Origin of the sequence: Actinacidiphila cocklensis (genome assembly GCF_907177275.1) — a bacterium.
GTDB classification, from domain to species: Bacteria; Actinomycetota; Actinomycetes; order Streptomycetales; family Streptomycetaceae; genus Actinacidiphila; species Actinacidiphila cocklensis.
Genome location: NZ_CAJSLV010000053.1, coordinates 37,159 through 57,145, shown reverse-complemented (window position 1 = coordinate 57,145; position 19,987 = coordinate 37,159). Strand labels below are relative to the sequence as shown.

15 protein-coding genes are annotated in these 19,987 nt (G+C 68.6%); 12 read left to right on the top strand and 3 right to left on the bottom strand.

The genetic code is table 11. From position 1 onward, the window contains the following. Positions 1 to 35: 35 nt before the first annotated feature. Both NFU81_RS16140 and ppgK read left to right on the top strand, forming a co-directional pair. Entirely contained in the window at positions 36 to 1,031 is a 996-nt protein-coding gene (locus NFU81_RS16140) for a 4-hydroxy-3-methylbut-2-enyl diphosphate reductase (RefSeq protein ID WP_251490166.1), read from the top strand. A gap of 73 nt (positions 1,032 to 1,104) precedes the next feature. Then, positions 1,105 to 1,848: a polyphosphate--glucose phosphotransferase gene (ppgK, locus tag NFU81_RS16135; protein WP_251490165.1), complete on the top strand. Its 744-nt coding sequence runs from the start codon at positions 1,105 to 1,107 to the stop codon at positions 1,846 to 1,848. Here ppgK and NFU81_RS16130 read toward each other — a convergent pair. Then, positions 1,769 to 2,272, bottom strand: a complete 504-nt coding sequence (locus NFU81_RS16130) for a DUF6542 domain-containing protein (RefSeq protein ID WP_251490164.1) — start codon at positions 2,270 to 2,272, stop codon at positions 1,769 to 1,771. The genes ppgK and NFU81_RS16130 overlap by 80 nt on opposite strands. Positions 2,273 to 2,486: 214 nt before the next feature. On the opposite strand from NFU81_RS16130, the gene ychF reads away from it, so the two are divergent. Further along, on the top strand, positions 2,487 to 3,575 hold the full coding sequence (gene ychF / locus NFU81_RS16125) for a redox-regulated ATPase YchF (protein WP_251490163.1): 1,089 nt from the start codon (positions 2,487 to 2,489) through the stop codon (positions 3,573 to 3,575). 717 nt (positions 3,576 to 4,292) lie between these two features. On the opposite strand, the gene NFU81_RS16120 is transcribed toward ychF, so the two are convergent. Then, entirely contained in the window at positions 4,293 to 4,784 is a 492-nt protein-coding gene (locus NFU81_RS16120; protein ID WP_251490162.1) for a hypothetical protein, read from the bottom strand. A gap of 11 nt (positions 4,785 to 4,795) precedes the next feature. Beyond that, entirely contained in the window at positions 4,796 to 6,229 is a 1,434-nt protein-coding gene (locus tag NFU81_RS16115; protein WP_251490161.1) for a helix-turn-helix domain-containing protein, read from the bottom strand. Between the two features lie 428 nt (positions 6,230 to 6,657). Between NFU81_RS16115 and NFU81_RS16110 the strand changes: the two genes are divergently transcribed. From NFU81_RS16110 to NFU81_RS16070, 9 genes are all read left to right on the top strand, one after another. Further along, positions 6,658 to 7,143 carry an ATP-binding protein gene (locus tag NFU81_RS16110; protein WP_251490160.1) on the top strand — a complete coding sequence of 162 codons (486 nt, stop codon included), beginning with the start codon at positions 6,658 to 6,660 and terminating at the stop codon, positions 7,141 to 7,143. 451 nt (positions 7,144 to 7,594) lie between these two features. Then, positions 7,595 to 8,194, top strand: coding sequence for a DUF6907 domain-containing protein (locus NFU81_RS16105; RefSeq protein WP_251490159.1), 600 nt, complete (start codon positions 7,595 to 7,597; stop codon positions 8,192 to 8,194). A 43-nt stretch (positions 8,195 to 8,237) separates the two neighbouring features. Continuing rightward, positions 8,238 to 9,470: a methyltransferase, FxLD system gene (gene fxlM / locus NFU81_RS16100; protein ID WP_251490158.1), complete on the top strand. Its 1,233-nt coding sequence runs from the start codon at positions 8,238 to 8,240 to the stop codon at positions 9,468 to 9,470. Positions 9,471 to 9,520: 50 nt separating this feature from the next. Continuing rightward, the gene (locus NFU81_RS16095; RefSeq protein ID WP_251490157.1) at positions 9,521 to 9,706 is read left to right on the top strand and encodes an FxLD family lanthipeptide; all 186 of its coding nucleotides are present in this window, start codon (positions 9,521 to 9,523) and stop codon (positions 9,704 to 9,706) included. 89 nt (positions 9,707 to 9,795) lie between these two features. Then, a complete protein-coding gene (locus NFU81_RS16090; protein WP_251490156.1) occupies positions 9,796 to 12,864 on the top strand; it encodes a lantibiotic dehydratase in 3,069 nt (1,022 codons plus the stop codon). Then, on the top strand, positions 12,861 to 14,093 hold the full coding sequence (locus NFU81_RS16085; protein WP_251490155.1) for a lanthionine synthetase C family protein: 1,233 nt from the start codon (positions 12,861 to 12,863) through the stop codon (positions 14,091 to 14,093). The genes NFU81_RS16090 and NFU81_RS16085 overlap by 4 nt, the downstream gene beginning before the upstream one ends. Further along, a complete protein-coding gene (locus NFU81_RS16080; protein ID WP_308208292.1) occupies positions 14,066 to 15,079 on the top strand; it encodes a thiopeptide-type bacteriocin biosynthesis protein in 1,014 nt (337 codons plus the stop codon). Before NFU81_RS16085 ends, NFU81_RS16080 begins: the two co-directional genes overlap by 28 nt. 332 nt (positions 15,080 to 15,411) lie before the next feature. Then, the gene (locus tag NFU81_RS16075; RefSeq protein WP_251490153.1) at positions 15,412 to 16,158 is read left to right on the top strand and encodes a hypothetical protein; all 747 of its coding nucleotides are present in this window, start codon (positions 15,412 to 15,414) and stop codon (positions 16,156 to 16,158) included. Further along, positions 16,143 to 19,787, top strand: a complete 3,645-nt coding sequence (locus NFU81_RS16070; RefSeq protein ID WP_251490152.1) for a DEAD/DEAH box helicase — start codon at positions 16,143 to 16,145, stop codon at positions 19,785 to 19,787. Before NFU81_RS16075 ends, NFU81_RS16070 begins: the two co-directional genes overlap by 16 nt. Positions 19,788 to 19,987: the final 200 nt, after the last annotated feature.

Here is a 19,987-nt window from a genome sequence, read left to right as displayed (position 1 = left end):
GACCGCTCCCGTGCCCGCGGGGCGCCCACCGTACGATGGACCGCATGACGACCGAAGCCAGCCGCCGTGTCCTGCTCGCCGCCCCCCGCGGGTACTGCGCGGGCGTGGACCGTGCGGTGATCACCGTCGAGAAGGCGCTGGAGCAGTACGGCGCCCCGGTCTACGTCCGCAAGCAGATCGTGCACAACAAGTACGTCGTGCAGACGCTGGAGAAGAAGGGCGCGGTTTTCGTCGACGAGACGGCCGAGGTCCCCGAGAACGCGATCGTGATCTTCTCCGCGCACGGTGTCGCCCCGGTCGTCCACGAGGAGGCCGACCGGCGCAAGCTCGCCTCGATCGACGCGACATGCCCGCTGGTGACCAAGGTCCACAAGGAAGCCGTCCGGTACGCCAACGACGACTACGACATCCTGCTCATCGGCCACGAGGGCCATGAGGAGGTCATCGGCACGATGGGTGAGGCGCCCGAGCGCACCCACCTCGTCGACGGCCCCAAGGACGTCGCCGACCTGACCGTGCGCGACGAGTCGAAGGTCGTCTGGCTGTCCCAGACGACGCTGTCGGTGGACGAGACGATGGAGACGGTCGACGCGCTCAAGGAGCGCTTCCCCAACCTGCTCTCGCCGCCCAGCGACGACATCTGCTACGCCACCCAGAACCGGCAGGTCGCGGTCAAGCAGATCGCCGCGGAGGCCGACCTGGTCATCGTGGTCGGCTCGCGCAACTCGTCGAACGCGATCCGGCTGGTCGAGGTCGCCCTGCAGGCCGGCGCGGGCGCGTCGTACCTGGTGGACTTCGCCGACGAGTGCGAGGACGGCTGGCTGGAGGGCGTCGCCACCGTCGGTGTCACCTCGGGCGCCTCGGTGCCGGAGATCCTCGTCGACCAGGTACTGGAGTGGCTGGCGGTGCGCGGGTACGCGGACGTCCGGGTTGTCACCTCGGCCCAGGAGTCCATCCAGTTCTCGCTGCCCAAGGAACTGCGCCGGGATCTGCGTGCGGAGGCCGCCGCGGGGGAATCGGCCAAGGGGTGAGTTTTTCCACGCGCCTCCCATGGGGGGGAGCTACGAGAGGTGAGGCCTACGGCCCGCCTCTAGCCTGGAGGTCATGAACGTGTTCGGTGTGGACATCGGCGGTACGGGCATCAAGGGCGCCCCCGTCGACCTCGACAGGGGCGATCTGACGGACGATCGCTACAAGGTGCTGACCCCGCACCCGGCGACGCCGGACGCGGTGATGGACGGCGTCCAGGACGTCGTCTCGCACTTCGGCTGGTCAGGGCCGCTCGGGGTGACCTTCCCCGGCGTCGTCATGGACGGCGTGACCAGGACCGCGGCCAACGTGGACCCCGGCTGGATCGGCGTGGACGCCCGCAAGGCGCTCAGCGAGCGCCTCGGGCTGCCCGTGGTGGTGCTGAACGACGCGGACGCCGCGGGCGTCGCCGAGATGACCTTCGGCGCCGGGCGCGGCCGCGGCGGCACGGTCGTCGTGCTGACGCTCGGCACGGGCATAGGCAGCGCCGTCTTCGTCGACGGCCGCCTGCTGCCGAACACCGAGCTGGGTCACCTGGAGCTGCACGGCCACGACGCGGAGAAGCGCGCCTCGGTCAAGGCCCGTGAGGACGAGGACCTGAGCTGGGAGCACTGGGCGCACCGGCTGCGCAAGTACCTGGAGCACGTCGAGATGCTGTTCTCGCCGGACCTGTTCGTGCTGGGCGGCGGCATCAGCCGCAAGGCCGACAAGTTCCTGCCGTACCTGCGGGGCCACGGGCTCAACGCGGAGATCGTCCCCGCCGAGCTGCAGAACAACGCCGGGATCGTCGGCGCCGCGATGGCAGCAGCAAAGCTCTGACCGCGACGATCAGCGCGGCCGCCACGGTGCCGGTGTAGAGCCAGCCGGTCATCAGGGCGAGACCGGTGAACAGCCCGAGCAGGTGCCCGACCAGACCGCCGCCCCCGCTGTCGGCGGTCAGCCCGATCCCCAGCGCGAAGGCGATCGGCGCCGACACGGGGGCCGCCACCAGGTCGTAGGGGCGTACGTAGACCGCCGCGGTCACGCTCACCGCGACGAAGACGACGCCGAAGAAGGTGCCGGGGCCGTCGAAGAGCATCGCGTCGACGGTGCCGGCCAGCACCGTCACGAGGGTGACCAGCACACCGGTGCCCAGGCCCGTCAGCCGGGGCCTGGGCCGCTGGACGGCACGCAGCCGGCGGACCAGTGCGGTCAGCGGGTGCGCGGGCTTGGCCGGGGCGGCGATCTTGCCCGGGCCGGTCACCGGCGCTCCCTGCGTTGCTCGCGCACTGTGTTGGTCCACTCACCCAACGTAGGCGCAGCGGGTCGGGAATCCGTGCAGCGGACCCGGACATTCGCCCGGCTGGGCGCCCGTGTTCGAAGCCGGGCCGGGCCGCGCGCCGCGGCCCCGTAGACTGGCGGACGGCATCCGGCTGCGGACGCCTGCCTCGTTACGGGAAGCTACGGGAAGTCGCCACGTGTCGCTCACCATCGGAATCGTCGGTCTGCCGAATGTCGGCAAGTCGACGCTCTTCAACGCCCTGACCAAGAACGACGTGCTCGCGGCCAACTACCCGTTCGCCACGATCGAGCCCAACGTCGGCGTGGTGGGCGTCCCCGACGCCCGGCTCGACACGCTCGCCGAGATCTTCAGCTCGGCCCGCGTCCTGCCCGCCACCGTCGACTTCGTCGACATCGCCGGCATCGTCCGCGGCGCCTCCGAGGGCGAGGGCCTGGGCAACAAGTTCCTCGCGAACATCCGCGAGTCCGACGCGATCTGCCAGGTCATCCGGGCCTTCAAGGACGAGAACGTGGTCCACGTGGACGGCAAGGTCTCGCCCAAGGACGACATCGAGACCATCAACACCGAGCTGATCCTCGCCGACCTCCAGTCCGTCGAGAAGGCCATCCCGCGGCTGACGAAGGAAGCCAGGCTGCAGAAGGAGAAGGTCGCGGTCCTGGCCGCGACCGAGGCCGCGCAGGCCATCCTGGCCGCCGGCGACACCCTCTTCTCACACGGCATCACCAAGGGCACCGAGCAGGGCACCCTGCTGCACGAGCTGCACCTGCTCACCACCAAGCCCTTCCTCTACGTCTTCAACGTCGACGAGGACGAGCTCACCGACGAGGCCTTCAAGGACGAGCAGCGCGCCCTGGTCGCCCCCGCCGAGGCGATCTTCCTCAACGCCAAGCTCGAATGCGACCTGGCGGAACTCGACGACGCCGAGGCGCTGGAGCTGCTCCAGTCCGTCGGCCAGCAGGAACCGGGCCTCGCCACCCTGGCCCGCGTCGGCTTCGAGACCCTGGGCCTGCAGACCTACCTGACCGCCGGCCCCAAGGAATCCCGCGCCTGGACGATCAAGCGCGGCGCCACCGCCCCCGAAGCGGCCGGCGTCATCCACACGGACTTCCAGAAGGGCTTCATCAAGGCCGAGGTCATCTCCTTCGCCGACCTGGTCGCCACCGGCTCCGTCCCCGAGGCCCGCGCCAAGGGCAAGGCCCGCATGGAGGGCAAGGACTACGTGATGCAGGACGGCGACGTGGTGGAATTCCGCTTCAACGTCTAGCTGAGCGGGTGGTAGCCCGTCTGACCTGCGGCGGAGGGAGTGCGCGGCCTCAGCGGTCCGCACCCGGTCCGCAACCGTGCTGACGCATGGTCAGCGCGGGGGAGTGGCTGCGCCGCTTCGGTGGCTGCCGCGTCGCTCGTCGGGGCGGTCTGCGTAGGCCTTGTCGACGGCGGCCCGGGGCCCGTGCCCTTCGGGACACCGGCCTTGGCGCACGATGGCCGCCAGGCGTGGTCCATGAAGTGGGTGTAGACGATGGGTCCGCCCTGGGGCGCCGTGAAGAGCCAGCCCCCTCGGCGCCGTCGACGGGGAAGTCCCGCAAGTGGGTCTTGAGCGCGGCGACTGCCATTTTCGGCAGCGGGACCGTGTGGTGGGAGCGGGCCGTCTTCGGCGGTCCGACATAGACCCCGTGCTTGGCTGTCTGCTGGATCTGCTGCTCGACCGTGACGGTCGCGTGCAGCAGGTCCGCGTGGCGGAGCTGGAGCCCGAAGAGCTCGCCGGGCCGCAGCCCGTGGCGGCGCCCAGCAGCACCAGGGCCTTGTCGCGACCCGGTATTTGCTCGGAGAGCGCACGGACCTGTTCCACCGCCAGGGGCACCACGCGCTTTCGGGGGACGGAGGGGAGCTTCGCGTCGTTGCATGGGTTGTGCGGGATCATGCGATCACGGACAGCGGCCCGGAAGACGGCGTTGACGGTATTGAAGACGATTCTGGGACGAGATCACCCGGTGCGACGCCCAGCGCCCGTCGGCCACACGACCTCGATAGTGAGGCCGAGGGCGCGGGCCTCCTCGACGACGTCGGCGGTGCCGCCGCCTTTGGTGCCCGGCGGCATGCCGTTCCAGACGGCCACGAGCCGGTCGGCCCGGCGTAGCAGTTCGCTGTTGGCGGCTTCGTACGCTTCCCGACCGGCAGTGGCATGGTCCATCACCACCACCTCGGTGGCTGCGGCCAGGAGCCGGTCGAATTGCGCGGCGTGTGCAGCCTTGACCTTCGTCTCGCGGTAGTCGCGGGAAGGGATTACGGCGACGAGGCTTCCGCCGGCGTCCAGGACGGCTTCTGCGAACAAGGAGTCCGAGCCGGCGGCGATGCAGGAGACGCCGACCAGTTCCCCGTCCGCCACGTCACGCACCAACCCGTCAAGGGCCGCCCTGACCAGGGGAACGGAAGCGTCGGTGAGGTCCATGTGGCCGGTTACAGCGAGGATGGTCACAGCGTTCCTTGTCAGTCGGAGAGTTGCTCGCGGAGCCTAGCGCGCGCTTCCCGTACGGGAGCTGAAGTTCTGTGACCCACCGTGTAGGCGTACAGCTCGGCCATGCCTTCTCGCACGCGTCCGGAATGGACACGCTCGGCGACATCGCAGGCTGCGTGGGTCTCGGCGACGGCCGCGGCGAGATCGCCGGAGAGGAAGTAGACCTCGGCCAGACCAAGGCGGTCCAACGCGTGTGATCTGCCGGCCTCCGGTCCTCGACGGGTGAGTGCAGTACGGATCTGTTCCTCGGCATGTCCGGCGTGGAGCCGAGGATCGCGCCGGGCGAGTTCCAGGTAGCGACCGCCGGTGACGCCTGCCAGTTCCGCTTCGTCGAAGTACCCAATCCAGTAGGGCTCATCGAGACCGCCATCGGCAAGTGCGTGGCGGGCTTGTTCGGTGGCCCGGTTGAACGCTGCGGTTCTGCCGAGTGCGGCCAAGGCCCATGCCTCTCGCGTGTGGAGCATCGCACGGAGTCGCGGTCCGGCCTCGTCACGGACACCCTCCTGCGCGAAGCGGACGAGTTCCAGGGCGTCTGTCGGGCGGGCCGCGTAGAGCAACTGGCGAGCCATGCCGGCCAAGGTGTTGGCGCCCCAGAGACGGTCGCCTGCGGCGTGGGCCGATCGCAAGCTGAGCCGGTAGTAGTCCTGCGCTCGTCGTTGCAGCCCCGCATCCCACGCCATGCCAGCGGCGGTACCGGCCAGCTGCGCCAGCACCGCGTACAACCGCTGCTCAACGAGTGGTGCTTGGTGTTCGTGGAGGAGCGCGGTCACCTCCTGCAGCTGGCCAAGGACCGCCCGGCGCCGCAGTCCACCGCCGTACTTGTGGTTCCAGGTGCGGAACGCCTTTGCTGTCTCCTCAAGCTGCTCGACGTCGCGCATCCCCAACCGGCCGGGGCGGTTTCGGCGGGATCCTGTCTCCCCGGGCAGCATCCAGCCTTCCAGCGAGTCGAGCAGAAGCGGTCCGGTCATCACCGTGGCTGCGATCGCTCGGGCGAGTGCGCGTCGGTCCATGGTGAGGTCGACGCGGGTGAGTTGGTCCGCCAGCTCGACAGTTGCGCCGTTCTGCCACGGAGTGTCCATGCGGGCTGTCACCTCGGGAGTTTCGGGGCGGGCCGGTTCGGCCTCCTCCGTTTCCCAGGGACGGGTGGCGAGGCCGATGAGCTTGCCGGGGATGTGCAGGCCGTCGGCGATGCGGCACAGCACGTCGTACGAGACGACGCGCGTCTGCCCGTTCATGATGGTCGACACCTTGCCGGGGGTTAATCCGCACGCCAATGCGATGCGGTTCTGGGACAGGCCACCATGCTTCTTCAGAAGCCTGAATGCCTCGGCGAAGTCGTGTTCGGCCAACGCCTGACGCATATCGGTCCTGGTCAGGACGTCCGTGGAAATCGGTGTGGCGTTCACGAGCCGCCTCCGGAGGTGTGCGGCATCCCGGCTATCAGGCTGGGACAGCGGTGTTACCGCCTCGGTAATCCCCAACGGTCATGGTGGCGAAGCGGCGTGAGCGTAACGCTACTCACAGACACCGTTCATCGAAACCGAGTGGGGAAACCTCATGCCGAACCTGCCTCGTTGTGTGAGGCCTTCGCCGTGCAGGCTGCGTCATCAGGGCCGCGCCCGTGAGGTGAACGGCCAGTGAGAGTCACGAAAGTGGTCCGACGAGCCACGCCCAACGGCCGCGTCAAACGGCTGCAGACCGCGATCTTGTTCGAACGACCCGCCGGGCCAACCACTGTCGGCATGGATGTTGCGGGCGCAGGCGTCGTCGCGCTCTGTCGCGCTGCGGCGCCGACGCCGAGGCCCGCCATCGCCCGACGAGGGGGGCTGGCTTCATGATCAAGACCGCGTACGCCGCGACGGAGACCACGCCTACGGGTCCCATCCCGAGGCTCGCCGAGCCGGTCTGCGACGAATTCGCGGTGCGGGTCTCCGTCGGATCCGCGACGTACGGCGCTCTCGAAAGGGACGTCGACGGCCAGTGGGTTGGACGCCTTCGCCGCATCAGTGCCGCCAAGTTGCGCGCCTGGGGCCTGGACCCGCTCATGGACGATGTCCAACTGCTAGTCAGCGAACTGGTCACCAACGCCCTGCGGTACGGCGAGGACGGCGAGGTCGCGTTCCGCCTCGTGATCACCCAGCAGGGGGTGTTGATCGCGGTGAACGACGGTTCCAGCCGCCGCCCGCGCTTGAGCGTCGTCGATGACGCGAGCGAAACCGGCCGTGGCCTCTTCCTCGTCGCCGCGATAGCCGACGACTGGGGAGTGAGCGCAGACGGCACGACCACGTGGTGCACGTTGCTTGTCGCGGAGGCGCGCTGATGACGGTGCAGGCCAATCCCGCCTCGTATCCACGCCGAGAGCAGCCCGCAATGACGAACGCGAAGACGCTGTTCCCCGTCTGTGGTCGGCCCGCCCGGCTCCCGGAGTACCTCGTCCAGGAGGCTCTTCGCATCGCGGCACCGTACGGATCGGCGGACGAGGCAGATGTGGAGAGGGACTTGTGGTGCCACCTTCAAGTTCACGGCGATGGGGACCATTTCGCCCTCGTACTGGACCTCGACGGCGTGGCCACCGGTGCCATCTGGACTCGCTGGGCCGGCGGCACTCCTGTTGCAGCGCTGGACATCCGACCGGATTGCTCATTCATCGATCCCGATTCACGCGATGCCTGCTGCGAGTTCGCCCTCCACCCGGGTGTCCACAGCCACCGACTCACCGCTATGCCCGTCGCGTCCTCTTGACTTCCCACCTCAGCGAAGGAGATCGAGTCTTGACCACCACCTCGGCGGTATTGGAACCGGTCAACGGAGTACCACTCGCACAGCAACCGTCCGCAGCAGGGGCCACCTCGCGGGGCGGCACCTGGTCCATCAGCACGACGGGCAGAGTCACCCTCACCGGGTACCTGCCGCCCTGGGCGGACGAGGAACCGAGCGAATCGGACGTGCCGCTGGAAGAGCTCTCCGTCAAGCTGATCGACCTCGCGGACTGGCGACCCTTCGACGGGCAGAGGATGCGCATCCACAACCCCGCTCACGCTGACGGCGCCAGCCTGGCCGTGGAAGAGAGCCTCTTCGACGGCCACATCGCCTGCTACCCGTACAGAGAGGACCTGCAGGAGCGGACTCCGTACGCCAACGTCCTCGTGGTGAACGATTTGTGGTTGAACCACCTCACGCCCGAGGACCTCACCAGGCTCACAGCTCAACTCCGCGCGCAAGCCGACCACATTGAAAAGGACGTCACTCCGATCCTCGAAGCAGCCCGCAATGACTGGACCGCTCGCCAGGTCGGACGCGCGAACCACGTCGTCGATGAGCCTGCCGGCGCGTCGATAGCCTCCGCGCCGATTGGCACTGTCCGCGGTTGACCGAGCACCCGACGTACACGCGAGAGTGAAGGAACTTCCCCTGATGACCGATATGACCGTCGAGCCCGACGAGGCCACCCGCCTGCGGAACAACGTCGTGGACACCCTCCGTGCCGAGGGCTGGATCACCTCGCCCGAGGTCGAAGCCGTGATGCGGGCGATTCCCCGCCACGAGTTCACTCCTGAGGCGTCCCTGGAGAAGGCGTACGAGCCCTACGCGGCGGTGATCACCAAGACCGACCAGTACGGCGTCCAGCTCAGCTCCGTGTCGGCGCCGCAGATCCAGGCACTGATGCTGGAGCAGGCCAAGGTCCGCCCCGGAATGCGGGTGCTGGAGATCGGTTCTGGCGGGCTGAACGCGGCCTACCTCGCCGAACTCGTCGGTGAGGACGGCGAGGTCACTACGGTGGACATCGACCCCGTCGTCACCGACCGCGCGAGCCGACTGCTGGACGAGCACGGTTACGGCCGCGTCACCGTCCTTACGGCCGACGCCGCCGAACCGATCCCCGGGTTGGGGAAGGTCGATGTCGTGCTGGTGACCGTCGGCGCCTGGGACATCCCGTCGGCCTGGACCGATCAGCTCAAGCCCGGCGGTCACCTGGTGGTGCCGTTGCGAATGCGCGGCCTGACCCGGTCCATCGCCTTCGTCCGCGTCGGCGACCACATGGAGAGCGAGTCCGCGAGAATCTGCGGCTTCGTTCCGATGCAGGGCTCCACCGCCCACAAAGAGGATTTGCTGCTGGTCAACGGCACCCCCGAGATCGGGCTGCGGTTCGACGACGGTCTGCCCTCCGATCCGAGCCTGCTCGACAACGCCGTCACTTTCCCGCGGGTCGAGCTGTGGACCGGGGTGACGATCGGCGTCAGAGAGCTGCTGGACACCCTCCAGATGCACCTGGCCATCAGGCTGCCGGGCTTCTGCGTGATGGCTGTGGACCCCGACCTTGACTCCGGCGTCGTCGCCCCGGCCAACAAGAGCTTCGCCCTGGCTGCCGTGGACGACCAGGGCCGCACCTTCGCCTACCTCACCACCCGCCGCAGTGAGGACGACAAGCACGTCGAGTTCGGCGTGCACGCCCTCGGCCCCGACGCCGCCGCGTTCGCCGAGACCATCGCCGCGCACCTGCGCGACTGGGCCGGCAAATACCGCGGCGGCCCCAGCCCGGTCATCCGGGTCTATCCGGCCGGCACCCCCGATGACCAGATCCCCGGCGACCGGGTCATCGACAAGGTCCACAGCCGGATCTCGCTCTCCTGGCCCGCCCGGCAGTAGCTGCGGCCCAGGGTTCCTGCACCATCCCCAACGGAAGGAAGGGCACCACCATGACCAACGCCACCCTGACCCCTGCGCAGGCACTCCTGGACGACGACTTCGCGCCCCTCGACGTAAGGGTCGTCCTCGCCGCGCACCCGTTCGGCAAGCTCCAGTGCGCCACCGGCGACGGCTGCGGCAGCACCTGCTCAGGCGGCGCCTCCGCGTGCAGCTCCTTCGTGGAGGACCCCGCCTGATCCCAGGCACCTCCCCTCACCCGGTGGGCCGGACGCACGCCCGGCCCACCGGCCCCCGCCCGCGCGCCCGTACCGGAAGGGAACACCTCATGGCCCCCCGAGCGGCCGTCACTTACCGGTGGCAGGGACCCGCGTTACTGCGAGCCAGCACCAGCCCCGGCGTCGCTGACCTGCCCCGCATGCTCGACCTGGACGACGCGGCAGAAACCCGCATGTGGCTGGACCGCATTTGGCAGCAGGAGGCGTTCCGCGACGCCCTGCGCGCGGCAACCCCCGTGCTCTCGGCAGCCGTCGAAGCCGTAGCCGGCGGACAGGAGACTCGTCCCCGGCAGGTACGGCGTACGGCGCTGTCCACGATCTCCTACCTGCTGCGGTGGCAGAACCGCTCCACCCCTCTCGGCCTGTTCGCCGGCACCGCCGCGGTGGCCGTCGGGGACACCGCTCGTATTCAGTGGCGCGAGAGGCATCATGTGCTGCTGCGTGCCGACGCCGAATGGGTCGCCGACATCATCGGACGCCTCCACTCCAGCCCGGAACTGCTGCGTCGTTTGCCGCTGGTGGCCAACAACACCGCCCGCGAGCGCGGTAACCGCCTCGTCGCCGTCGGAGCCCCGGCCGACGCCTACGCCCAGCTCATGGCCCCGATCGAGATATCCGTCCACAACGCCCGGCCGGTGGCCGCAGCAGTGGCCGCCGCCCGCGAGCCGATCACCTACGACGACCTGCGCTCCCACCTGCACACGCTCTTCCCGCAGGCCACAGTCGGCCAGATCGACCGGCTCCTGCGCGACCTGGTCGGCCAGCAGATCCTCCTGTCGAGTCTGTGGGCGCCGATGACCACCATGGACGCCTTCGGCCACCTGTGCGCCGAGCTGGAACGGCACGACGCGGACACCATCCCCGATCTCCACGACCTGGTCACCGCGCTGTTCGACGTACGCGACGAGATCGCCGCCCACCAGCCGGCCTCGGCCACCGCCGTGCTGGACCGCCTCTTCCCGAAGATGTGCGTGATCTCCCCGGCGACTCCGACGCCCTTGATCATCGACACCGGGCTCGACTGCGAGGCGCAGATACCCGCGGCCGTGCTGGATGAGGTGCAGGCCGCCGTCACGGCGCTGTACCGGACCACCTCGCAGCCCTACGGCTACCAGCACTGGCGCGACTACCACCGCCGCTTCCGCGCCCGGTACGGCGTCGGCGCGCACGTGCCCGTCATGGAGCTGATCTCCGACAGCGGGCTCGGGCTGCCGGCCGGATACCTCGGCTCGGAACGCGGTCGCCCGCCCAAGCTCCTCACCGATCGAGACCAGGTCCTGCTCGCGCTGCTGCAAGACGCCCTGATGGACGGCGGAAGCGAACTCGTCCTCACCGACAAGGTGATCGACACTCTCGCGGACGCCGCCGCCACCGAGCCGCACTTCGTCCCTCGCGTCGAAGCCGCCTTCGAGATCCACGCACCCTCCACCACGGCCCTTACCCGCGGCGCCTTCCAGGTGGCGATCACCGCCGTGCCCCGGCCGGGCAGCAGCATGGCCGGCCGGTTCGCCCACCTGCTGGCGCCCGACCACCATGAAGTCCTGGCTGACGGCTACCACACCGACCCCGACGCGCTCACCGCCCAACTCAGCTTCCCGCCCCGCAAACGCCGCACCGAGAACGTCACCCGCACACCCCGCCTGCTGCCCCACGTCATCGCCGTAGGCGAGCACCCGGCCGCCGACGGCAAGACAATCGACCTCGACGACATCGCCGTCACCGCCGACGCCCGCCACTTCTACCTAATCCGGCGCTCCACCGGGCACCGCGTGGACGTGCGAGTCCTACACGCTCTGGAAGCCGCCACACAGACTCCGGCGCCGGCCCGATTCCTCGCCGAGGTCGCCGGCGCCCGCTACGCCGCCTACAAACCGTTCGACTTCGGAGCCGCAGCCCACCTGCCCTACCTGCCCCGCGTGCGCTACCGCCGCACCATCCTGGCCCCCGCACGCTGGCTGCTCACCGCCGACGAGCTGCCCGGCCGCGCTTCCGAGCAGGATTCGTGGGATGGGGCGTTCGACACCTGGCGTACCCGGCTGCGCGTGCCCGACGCGGTGAGCATGATCGAGCACGACCAGCGCCTCCCGGTGGACCTGAGACATCCGGTCCACCGCCGCCTGCTGCGAACCCAGCTCGACCAGAACCGGCGCCTGGAATTACGCGAGGCGCCCGCCGCCGACGCACACGGGTGGATCGGCCGCGCCCACGAAGTATGGATCGCCCTCCACCGCACCGGGCCGGCCCCGACCGCCGAGGACGGCCCTCACGGTTCACTCGCGTATGGCGCCGAGCCGCCGCGACTTCACCTGTCCGGCGCCGGCAACGTGCTGTACGCACGCCTGCACGCCCACCCCGCCCGCTACGACGAGATCCTGACCCAGCACCTTCCCACCCTGCTCGCCGCGCTCGGCGATACCGCCTCGCTGTGGTGGTTCACCCGCCACCGTGAGACCGCCCGGCCGGACGCCGACCAGTATCTCGACCTCGTGTTCCACCTGGCGCCCGGCACCTACGCTGTGGCGGCCGAGTGCGTCCACGACTGGACCGGCACTCTCCACCGCACTGGCCTTGCAGCTGGCCTGACGCTGGCCGACTATCGGCCGCAGACCGGCCGGTTCGGGCACGGCGACGCGATGGACGCCGCACATCAGGTCTTCGCCGCCGACTCCGCCGCCGCCGTCGCACAGATTCGGTTCACCGGCCAGAACGACACCGTCACCCCGCAGGCCCTCGCAGCCGCCAGCGCCCTCGACCTTGTCCAGCACCTCGCCCCCTCCGAGGCGGAAGGCACGGACTGGCTCATCCAGCGGTTGCCGCAGGTCACCGGCCGCCTGGACCCCCACCTACGCGAACAGGTACTCGACCTCACCGCCCCTGGCGGCCGGGCCGCCTTGGGCGTACTGCCCGAGGATGACGCCGTCACCCAGGCTTGGAAGGCCCGCGCCGCCGCCCTCGACGCCTACCGACTCCGCCTGGCGGGCGCCGATCCGCTCCGGGCCGCCCGGTCGCTGCTACACCAGCACCACGTCCGTGCGCTGGTCGTAGACCCCACCGCCGAGGCCGTCACCCTCCGCCTCGCTCGCACGGCGGCCCTGCGCCAGCAGAAGGCAGTCCGATGACCGCGGTTACCACCAGCGCCGCCGAGACGGTGCTCCACGTCGCCCGCCACTTGACTGAGCCCGCGCCCCCTCACCCGGCCGAGCCCTGGGCCGTACAGTCCCTCGCCGACGGCGTAGCCGGCACCGCCCTGCTCCACATCGAGGCCGCACGCAGCCACGCACAGCCCTGGAGCACCGCCCACCGCTGGATCAGCGCCGCAGTCTCCGGCCAGGTCAGCGCCGCCGACACCACCGGCCTCTTCCTCGGCGTACCGGCCATCGGCTTCCTCCTCAGCACCCCACCGCCCGAGTTCGACCACCTCTACGGCCAAGCCCGGCACACCGTGCACCAGCACATCCTGACGCTCGCCCACCGCCGTATCGACGCCGCCCGGGCCCGCATCCACCGTGGCGACCTGCCGACCTTCGCTGAGTACGACCTCTTCTACGGCCTGACCGGCATTGGCGCCTACCTGCTGCGCACCAGCCCCGAAGACGTAGCCCTCGACCGCATCCTCCGCTACCTCGTCGCGCTGACACGCCCACTCGCGCCGGGCGCTGGCGGCCTGCCCGGCTGGTGGGTCGCGCACGATCCGCGACGAGGCCACTCCCCACGCTTCCCCGGCGGCCACGCCAACCTCGGAGCCGCCCACGGCATCACCGGCCCACTCCTCCTGCTCGCCCAGGCGCTACGACACGGCATCGAAGTCAACGGCCACCGAGATGCGATCCGGACCATCTGCGAGCACCTCGACACCTGGCGCCGGGACACCGAGACCGGCCCATGGTGGCCCGAACACCTCTCCCGCCGAGACCTCGAACAGCGCCACCCGCACCGCCCCCACGCCGCGAGGCCGAGCTGGTGCTACGGAACCCCCGGTATCGCGCGGGCGGGCCAACTCGCCGGCATCGCACTGCGCGACACCGACCTCCAAGCGCTTTACGAAGACGCCCTGTACCTCGCCCTGAGCGACCCCGCGCAACTGGCCAAAATCACGGACACCGGCCTGTGCCACGGCTGGGCGGGCATCTACCAGATCGCCGCTCGCGCCGCCGCAGACGCCAGCGACCCCCGCCTGCGCGGACTACTTCCCACGCTGGGGGACGCTCTCCTCGGCCACACCCGGTACGAGCCCACAGCGGCGCCCGGGTTGCTGAACGGCGCCGCAGGTACCGCGCTCGCCCTGTCCACTCTCGCCACCCAGCAGCCCCCGAGCACCGGATGGGACGCATGTCTCCTGATCAACTGATCCAGCCCGAACCGGGCACGACCGAACGCACCGTCCTCGCCGTGCTCTCCGGCCGCCCGCTCGCCGAAGCCGCCGCGGAGGCTGGGATGGACCCGGTGAACCTCTCCGACGCCCTGCGGGCCTTTCAACAAGCAGGCCGCGAAGCCCTCACCGACCATGCGGCACAGCACGAGTGGTGGCACGCCTATATCCACTTCACCGACTGGGCGAACGCCGACCGCACCTTCACTACCCACGTACTGCCGCTGCTACGAGCAGGAGAAGCTGACGGCACCCTCGACGGCTGGTGGTACACCCGGAAACACCCTTGCTGGCGCCTGCGCCTCCACCGCCACCCCCGGTCCGAAACCATGACGCCCATCGGAGACGCCCTCGACCACCTCGTCACCGAAGGCCACATTCACCGATGGTGGCCGGGCATCTACGAACCGGAGACGGCCGCCTTCGGCGGCCCCGCGAGCATGACGGGCGCCCACGCGCTGTTCGTCGCCGACAGCCGCGAGATCCAGCAACTGCCCTTCCGCGAGGCCCTACCCCTCGGCTCCCGCGAGCTGTCCGTCCTCCTGTGCACGACCCTGATGCGCGCCGCCGGCCTCGAATGGTACGAACAGGGCGACGTCTGGCACCACGTCATCACCGCCGAACACCGCTCCAGCATCACGGACATCCCCCGCGAAACCCTGGATGCGAGAGCAGCGGAGATCCGGCTCCTGCTCCTGGCCGACACCAACTCCCTGCTGAACCCGGGCGGCCCCTTGACCCGGGTTACCGAGTGGGTGGCTGCCTTCCACCAAGCGGGCCGCTCACTCGCAGAGGCAGTACAACTTGGATCGCTGGACCGGGGATTGCGCCAAGTCCTCAGCTACCACGTGATCTTCCACTGGAACCGCCTCGGCCTCTCCCTCCGCGCCCAAAGTGCCCTGGCATGGGCGGCCCGCACCGCCATCCTCCACTCCTGCGTACCGGATCCGGCGGTGGAAGGTTGAGGTCTCGCCTCTACCTCGTCGGGAGGTAGGGGCGGTAACCCGGTGAGTATGGAGATTCCGGGCGAAGGGGAAGGTTCCCGCATTAAGCTTGGACGGCCAGATGTTGTTCGACACGGGGGCTCGCCGGTGACGGGTGGAAGCGGAGCGTACGCATGTCGATAGCCGTTCCCGCTTCACGAGGCCGGGTTCCGGCAGTGGTAGCGGAGCAGTTCGCGGCAGCCCGGGGAAGGCGTGTGTCGGCGTTTGTGACTCGGACCAGCCGGGGAATCGGCCAGCGATGCCCTTGGGAGCTAGTGTCTATCGGTGGGCATACGGACTCCGAGCGCGGGGCGGTGGCATGGATCATCGCTGAGGCGTTGATGCGGCAGCGGTGCGGCAAGGTGACACACGCATTCGACTCCTGGAGGACGGCCACACTGGGCGGTGCTCCGTTGAATGGGCAGCTTCGGCAGTTGGTGACAGCTTTTGCGGAACCGGTATTCAAGCCACAGACCGATCCGGCGGCCAAGCCGCATCACGGAGTACCTGGTCATGTAGGCGAATGGCTCTGGTATCTACTGGCGTTGGAGAGCCCGGATACGGCCGCACGGGCACGGGAGTACCTGACTCCACCCAAGGACAACGTCAACGACTCCGGCGGAGACGGTCTGGTGATCTACCGCTCACGTTCAGGCACCGGACCGGAACTCCTCTTCCGACTTTGGGAAATGAAGAAATACACCGGGAAGGATGATTCGGTCACCGACACGGTCCGCGGTGCCTGGGATCAACTATCGGAGAGCGGCATCAACTACGTGATCTCACAGATCGCCTGGGCAGACCGGGAAGTCTCTGGCGACGTCGGTACATTTGTCAGCGAGCTGGCCGATCTGTGGCTGGAGGGGCATCCCAGCAGCGGTGCTGGGGTGAGCGTGGCCACCAACGCGTCCGCGGCTCCCAAACAGCGCGCCTTCACAACGTCTCACGAGCGCATTCCGCACCTACGGCACGATGGTCAACTCGAAGGCCTGATCGTGGCTATCGATGATTTCCCCGATTTCGCCCGGCAAGTTCAGGAACTGGTGTGGACCGCACTATAAACCCCGAAATCCTTGCGATCGCGCTCGGTGTGCACGAGGCCGGCGTGCTGCCGTCCCCAGATGAACTCGCCGCACTGATTGCAGAGGTTGAGGTCAGTGCTATCAGGGCCGAGGCTGGTGTCCCGGACCAACTGCTAGGGACTGCCTGGTACCTACACGGCATCGCTGCCGCACTTGAGGGCACCGACCTGTATGACCCAGTCCGGCGCCGACACGCCTTCGCCGTCAGTGCCCACATCCTTGAACTCGCTCTGGACGACAGCCGCAACCGTCTCGACACCACCGAAGGGAACGAGGACGACCGGACCGGCGAAGACGAAGACCTGGCGGAGACGACGGAAACGGAAACCACGGGCCCTCCGCACGATCCCGATGAGGTTCGAGCCCGCCGTCTGTCACTGGCGTTCGGCGCCCAGGTGGGCTACCGGCGATGCGAGCAGGACCCGAACGCTGCCGCGGTCTTCCGACAGGTCGACCCACTCCTCGTCACCGAGGAGTCCTTGGCCTCTCACCTGGACACGCTCGCCGTTGAGGCCGGGGTGGCATTCTTGGGCTTGCAGCGACGCAGGCTGACCCGGGTGGTGCGCGTGTGGCGACGGCAGTTGGCCGACCTGCAGCGACTGGCCGGCGTAACCGATCTACGAGAGAGCATGTACGGCCCGGCGCAGGCAGTCATTGAGGCGGTTCACAACCTGACGCTGTTTCTTACTCGTGCCGACCCCGAAGCATTGGAGACCGCCCGGGCCCATCTGTCCGACGTGGTCACCGGCGGCGCTGGCCTGGCGGACCGCTCCGCCCGCTGGGTCGCTGCCCATCTGCTGGAACTCCTGGACGACCTGGCCGAGGGCAGTCTCCAACGGCTGCTGCCTCCCGATACCCCGCCAGCACTCGCCCACGCTTTCGCCCTGTCCGACCCTCCCGTGATGACGCTGTGGCCACCGCAGCGGGAACTGCTCCGGCAGTCCCGCCCGCTGGACCCGGCCACCTCCCGGCTGCTGATCAGCGTGCCGACCAGCGCCGGCAAAACGCTCATGGCGCAGCTAATCATCTGCGCCCATCTGGCTGCTGGCGCCGGTCGGGTGCTGTATGTCTCTCCGCTGCGCAGCCTGGGCCGGGAGATGCGCCAGGCCCTTCGCTCCCGGCTACGGGTGCTGGGCCGTAAACTCGGCGACGACCAGCCCGACTTCCCCGCGCTCGGCGCCCAGGCCGCAGCCAGCAACGCAGACGTGGAGATCCTCACCCCCGAGCGGCTGATGCACGCCCTGCGGCAGGACGCGAATGCGGCGCTGGAGGAGGTGGGCCTGATTGTGGTCGACGAAGCTCATCACATGCAGCACACCGAGCGCGGCTTCCTTCTCGAAGGACTGCTGGCTTTCTGCCAGGCTCATCCGAGCCCACCTCGACTGGTACTGCTGTCTGCCGCAGTCGGCAACCACGCTGAGCTCGCAGGCTGGCTCGATCCCAGCCAGCCTGCCGAGGACGTCGTGTTCACCTCACAGTGGCGCGGGCCCCGTCGGTTGCACGGCCTACTGAGCCCGATAAGGTTCACTGCCCAGCTCACCCGGACCGAACTTCCGCCGCGCGCGAACCGGACCCGCAACACCGAGGCAGTCCTGCCGATGGGCCTGCGTATCAGCGTCCGCCCGACCTCGACCGGCAAGACCTTTCATATGGCCACTCGGCGTGACCAGCCGCTTGGCCAGCGGATCTACCGTGAGAAGTTCCCGGGTGACACCACCGGCAAGCAGGCCTCATCAGTGACGAACTACGCCCTGTTCGCGTTTGGGGCTGCCCACCTTTCCCGCTCCGGCAGTGTCTTGGTGGTCTGCACCTCCCGTGTTGCCACGCGCAACACCGCCCAGGCCATCGCCACCCTCCTGCCCGAATTTCCGCCTGCGGCCCCGCTGGCCGACTTCCTCGCCGACACTCTCGGCGCCGATCACCCGATCGTGGACTGCGCCCGACACGGTGTCGCCTACCACCACGCCCAACTGCCCGCCGAAGTCCTGCACGCCGTCGAAGACGCCCTGCGCAGTGACCAGCTCAAAGCACTGTGCTGTACCAGCACCCTCACCGACGGCGTCAATCTGCCGGTGCGCTCCGTCATCATCAACAGTGAGGTCGATGACGGTCTGCCACGTACCTGGTCCGGCCAGCCGCAAATGGGACCAGCGCAACTACTCAACGCCGTTGGCCGTGCCGGTCGGGCCGGACGTGAAAGCGAAGGCTGGATCCTGCTCACTCGCCACCGCGACCCGCACTCCCCGGACTTTGCCCTGCTCGAACCTAGTGCGGACCGCCTGCAGGTGCTGTCCGCGCTCGGCACCGACGACGCCCTGACCGACCTCGCCGCCGCCGAACAGCTGATTGCCGACACTGCCGATGCCATCTTCAAGCTTGCGGAGAACCACGCTGCGAACTTCGCCTCCTACGTGTGGTTCACCCTAGACGCGCTCTCCCGCGTTCCTACCCTCACGGCCATCGAGCCGATGGCCGCCGTCGAGCGGCTGCTGGCCATGCGGCAGCTGCCACCCGATCTCAAAGACCGCTGGCTGCATCTGGCAGCAAAGGTCGCCGAACAGTACGAGGCCATCGAACCGGCCGCCCGGCGGCGCTGGACCAATCCGGGCACCAGCATCGGTACAGCCCGCACCCTGGATTCGATCGCCGAAGCCCTCACCCAAGCCCTCCTGCGAGACCCCGCCGCCACCGCGCCGGCTTATGAGGGCATCTGGGCGGAGGTTCTGGCTGGCATGTTTCCCGACGATTGGCCACTCCAGCGCACACTGGACTTCTTCGCCCAATACGGCGTGTACGAGGTTCTGTTGACTTTCCCGGAAGCCAAGGAGGCGTGGACTTTTACCGAGAAGCGGACCGCCACCAGCACTCGCCACCACGTAGACATCGCCGCGGCGATCACCGGATGGACCGGTGGCACGACCATCCCTGACCTCGCCGACGCCTGGCTGCCAGACCTGTCTCGCGAATGGGCTTTGGAACAGACGGTTAGCAACATCAGCGTCACCTTCGAACACTATCTTGCCTGGACGCTCGGTGCGCTGACCAATCTCATCAACACCCGCCTGGAACAAGCCCGGGCCGAGATCAGGCTGCCCGCCACCGTCGGCTGGCACCTTCGCCACGGCGTCGACACCGCACAGGCCTTGGCCCTGCTAAACGCTGGCGTCACCTCCCGCCGCCTCGCCCACCAGATCGGCCACTCGGCTAACGATCGGAACATCGGCGTCGACGAATTGCGCGCCTGGCTGACCGACCTTCACATTGACGGCTGGCGCCGGGAATTTTCCGCCACCTCCTATGAGATCAACGACCTGCTGGAATACGTCCGCAACCGTCGCCCCAGCATGATTGGCAGCCTGCTCGACGCCAGACATACCTCCTTGCGTGTCACTACCACCGGGGTAACAGTCGCCGACGGCCTCCCCGCCCAGTTGCGGTTCGCCGCCGGCCCTCAGCCATCGTCCCTGACCGCCGACGTAAACCAAGACACCGTCGCTATCATCCCGGCTGACGCGTATCTCGATGTCCTCACGATCATCGACAGTGGCATCGATTTTGACGCCACCCTCACTGACGACCGGCTCACTTTGCGCCTGCGGGCCACCTGAAGTTCCCCGTGATCTCGGACACTCGTTGTTACGCGGCGTCGGTGGGGCGTAGTCGAGATTTCGTGCGGGTCGTCATCGGCGTGCTCGCCTAGCTTCTGAGCTGGCCCTGCCAGTCCGCAAACAGTCCGCGGGACAGTCGAAAATGGCCGTCGGAGGCCAACGCCAGTAAGCGCGAAATGCCTGCTCAGGAGGCTCGATGC

Excerpts from the sequence above, each read along its gene's own strand:
- NFU81_RS16140 (WP_251490166.1), top strand. The coding sequence starts at position 36 with ATGGACCGCATGACGACCGAAGCCAGCCGCCGTGTCCTGCTCGCCGCC.
- ppgK (WP_251490165.1), top strand. The coding sequence starts at position 1,105 with ATGAACGTGTTCGGTGTGGACATCGGCGGTACGGGCATCAAGGGCGCC.
- NFU81_RS16110 (WP_251490160.1), top strand. The coding sequence starts at position 6,658 with ATGATCAAGACCGCGTACGCCGCGACGGAGACCACGCCTACGGGTCCC.
- fxlM (WP_251490158.1), top strand. The coding sequence starts at position 8,238 with ATGACCGATATGACCGTCGAGCCCGACGAGGCCACCCGCCTGCGGAAC.
- NFU81_RS16095 (WP_251490157.1), top strand. The coding sequence starts at position 9,521 with ATGACCAACGCCACCCTGACCCCTGCGCAGGCACTCCTGGACGACGAC.
- NFU81_RS16090 (WP_251490156.1), top strand. The coding sequence starts at position 9,796 with ATGGCCCCCCGAGCGGCCGTCACTTACCGGTGGCAGGGACCCGCGTTA.
- NFU81_RS16085 (WP_251490155.1), top strand. The coding sequence starts at position 12,861 with ATGACCGCGGTTACCACCAGCGCCGCCGAGACGGTGCTCCACGTCGCC.
- NFU81_RS16080 (WP_308208292.1), top strand. The coding sequence starts at position 14,066 with ATGGGACGCATGTCTCCTGATCAACTGATCCAGCCCGAACCGGGCACG.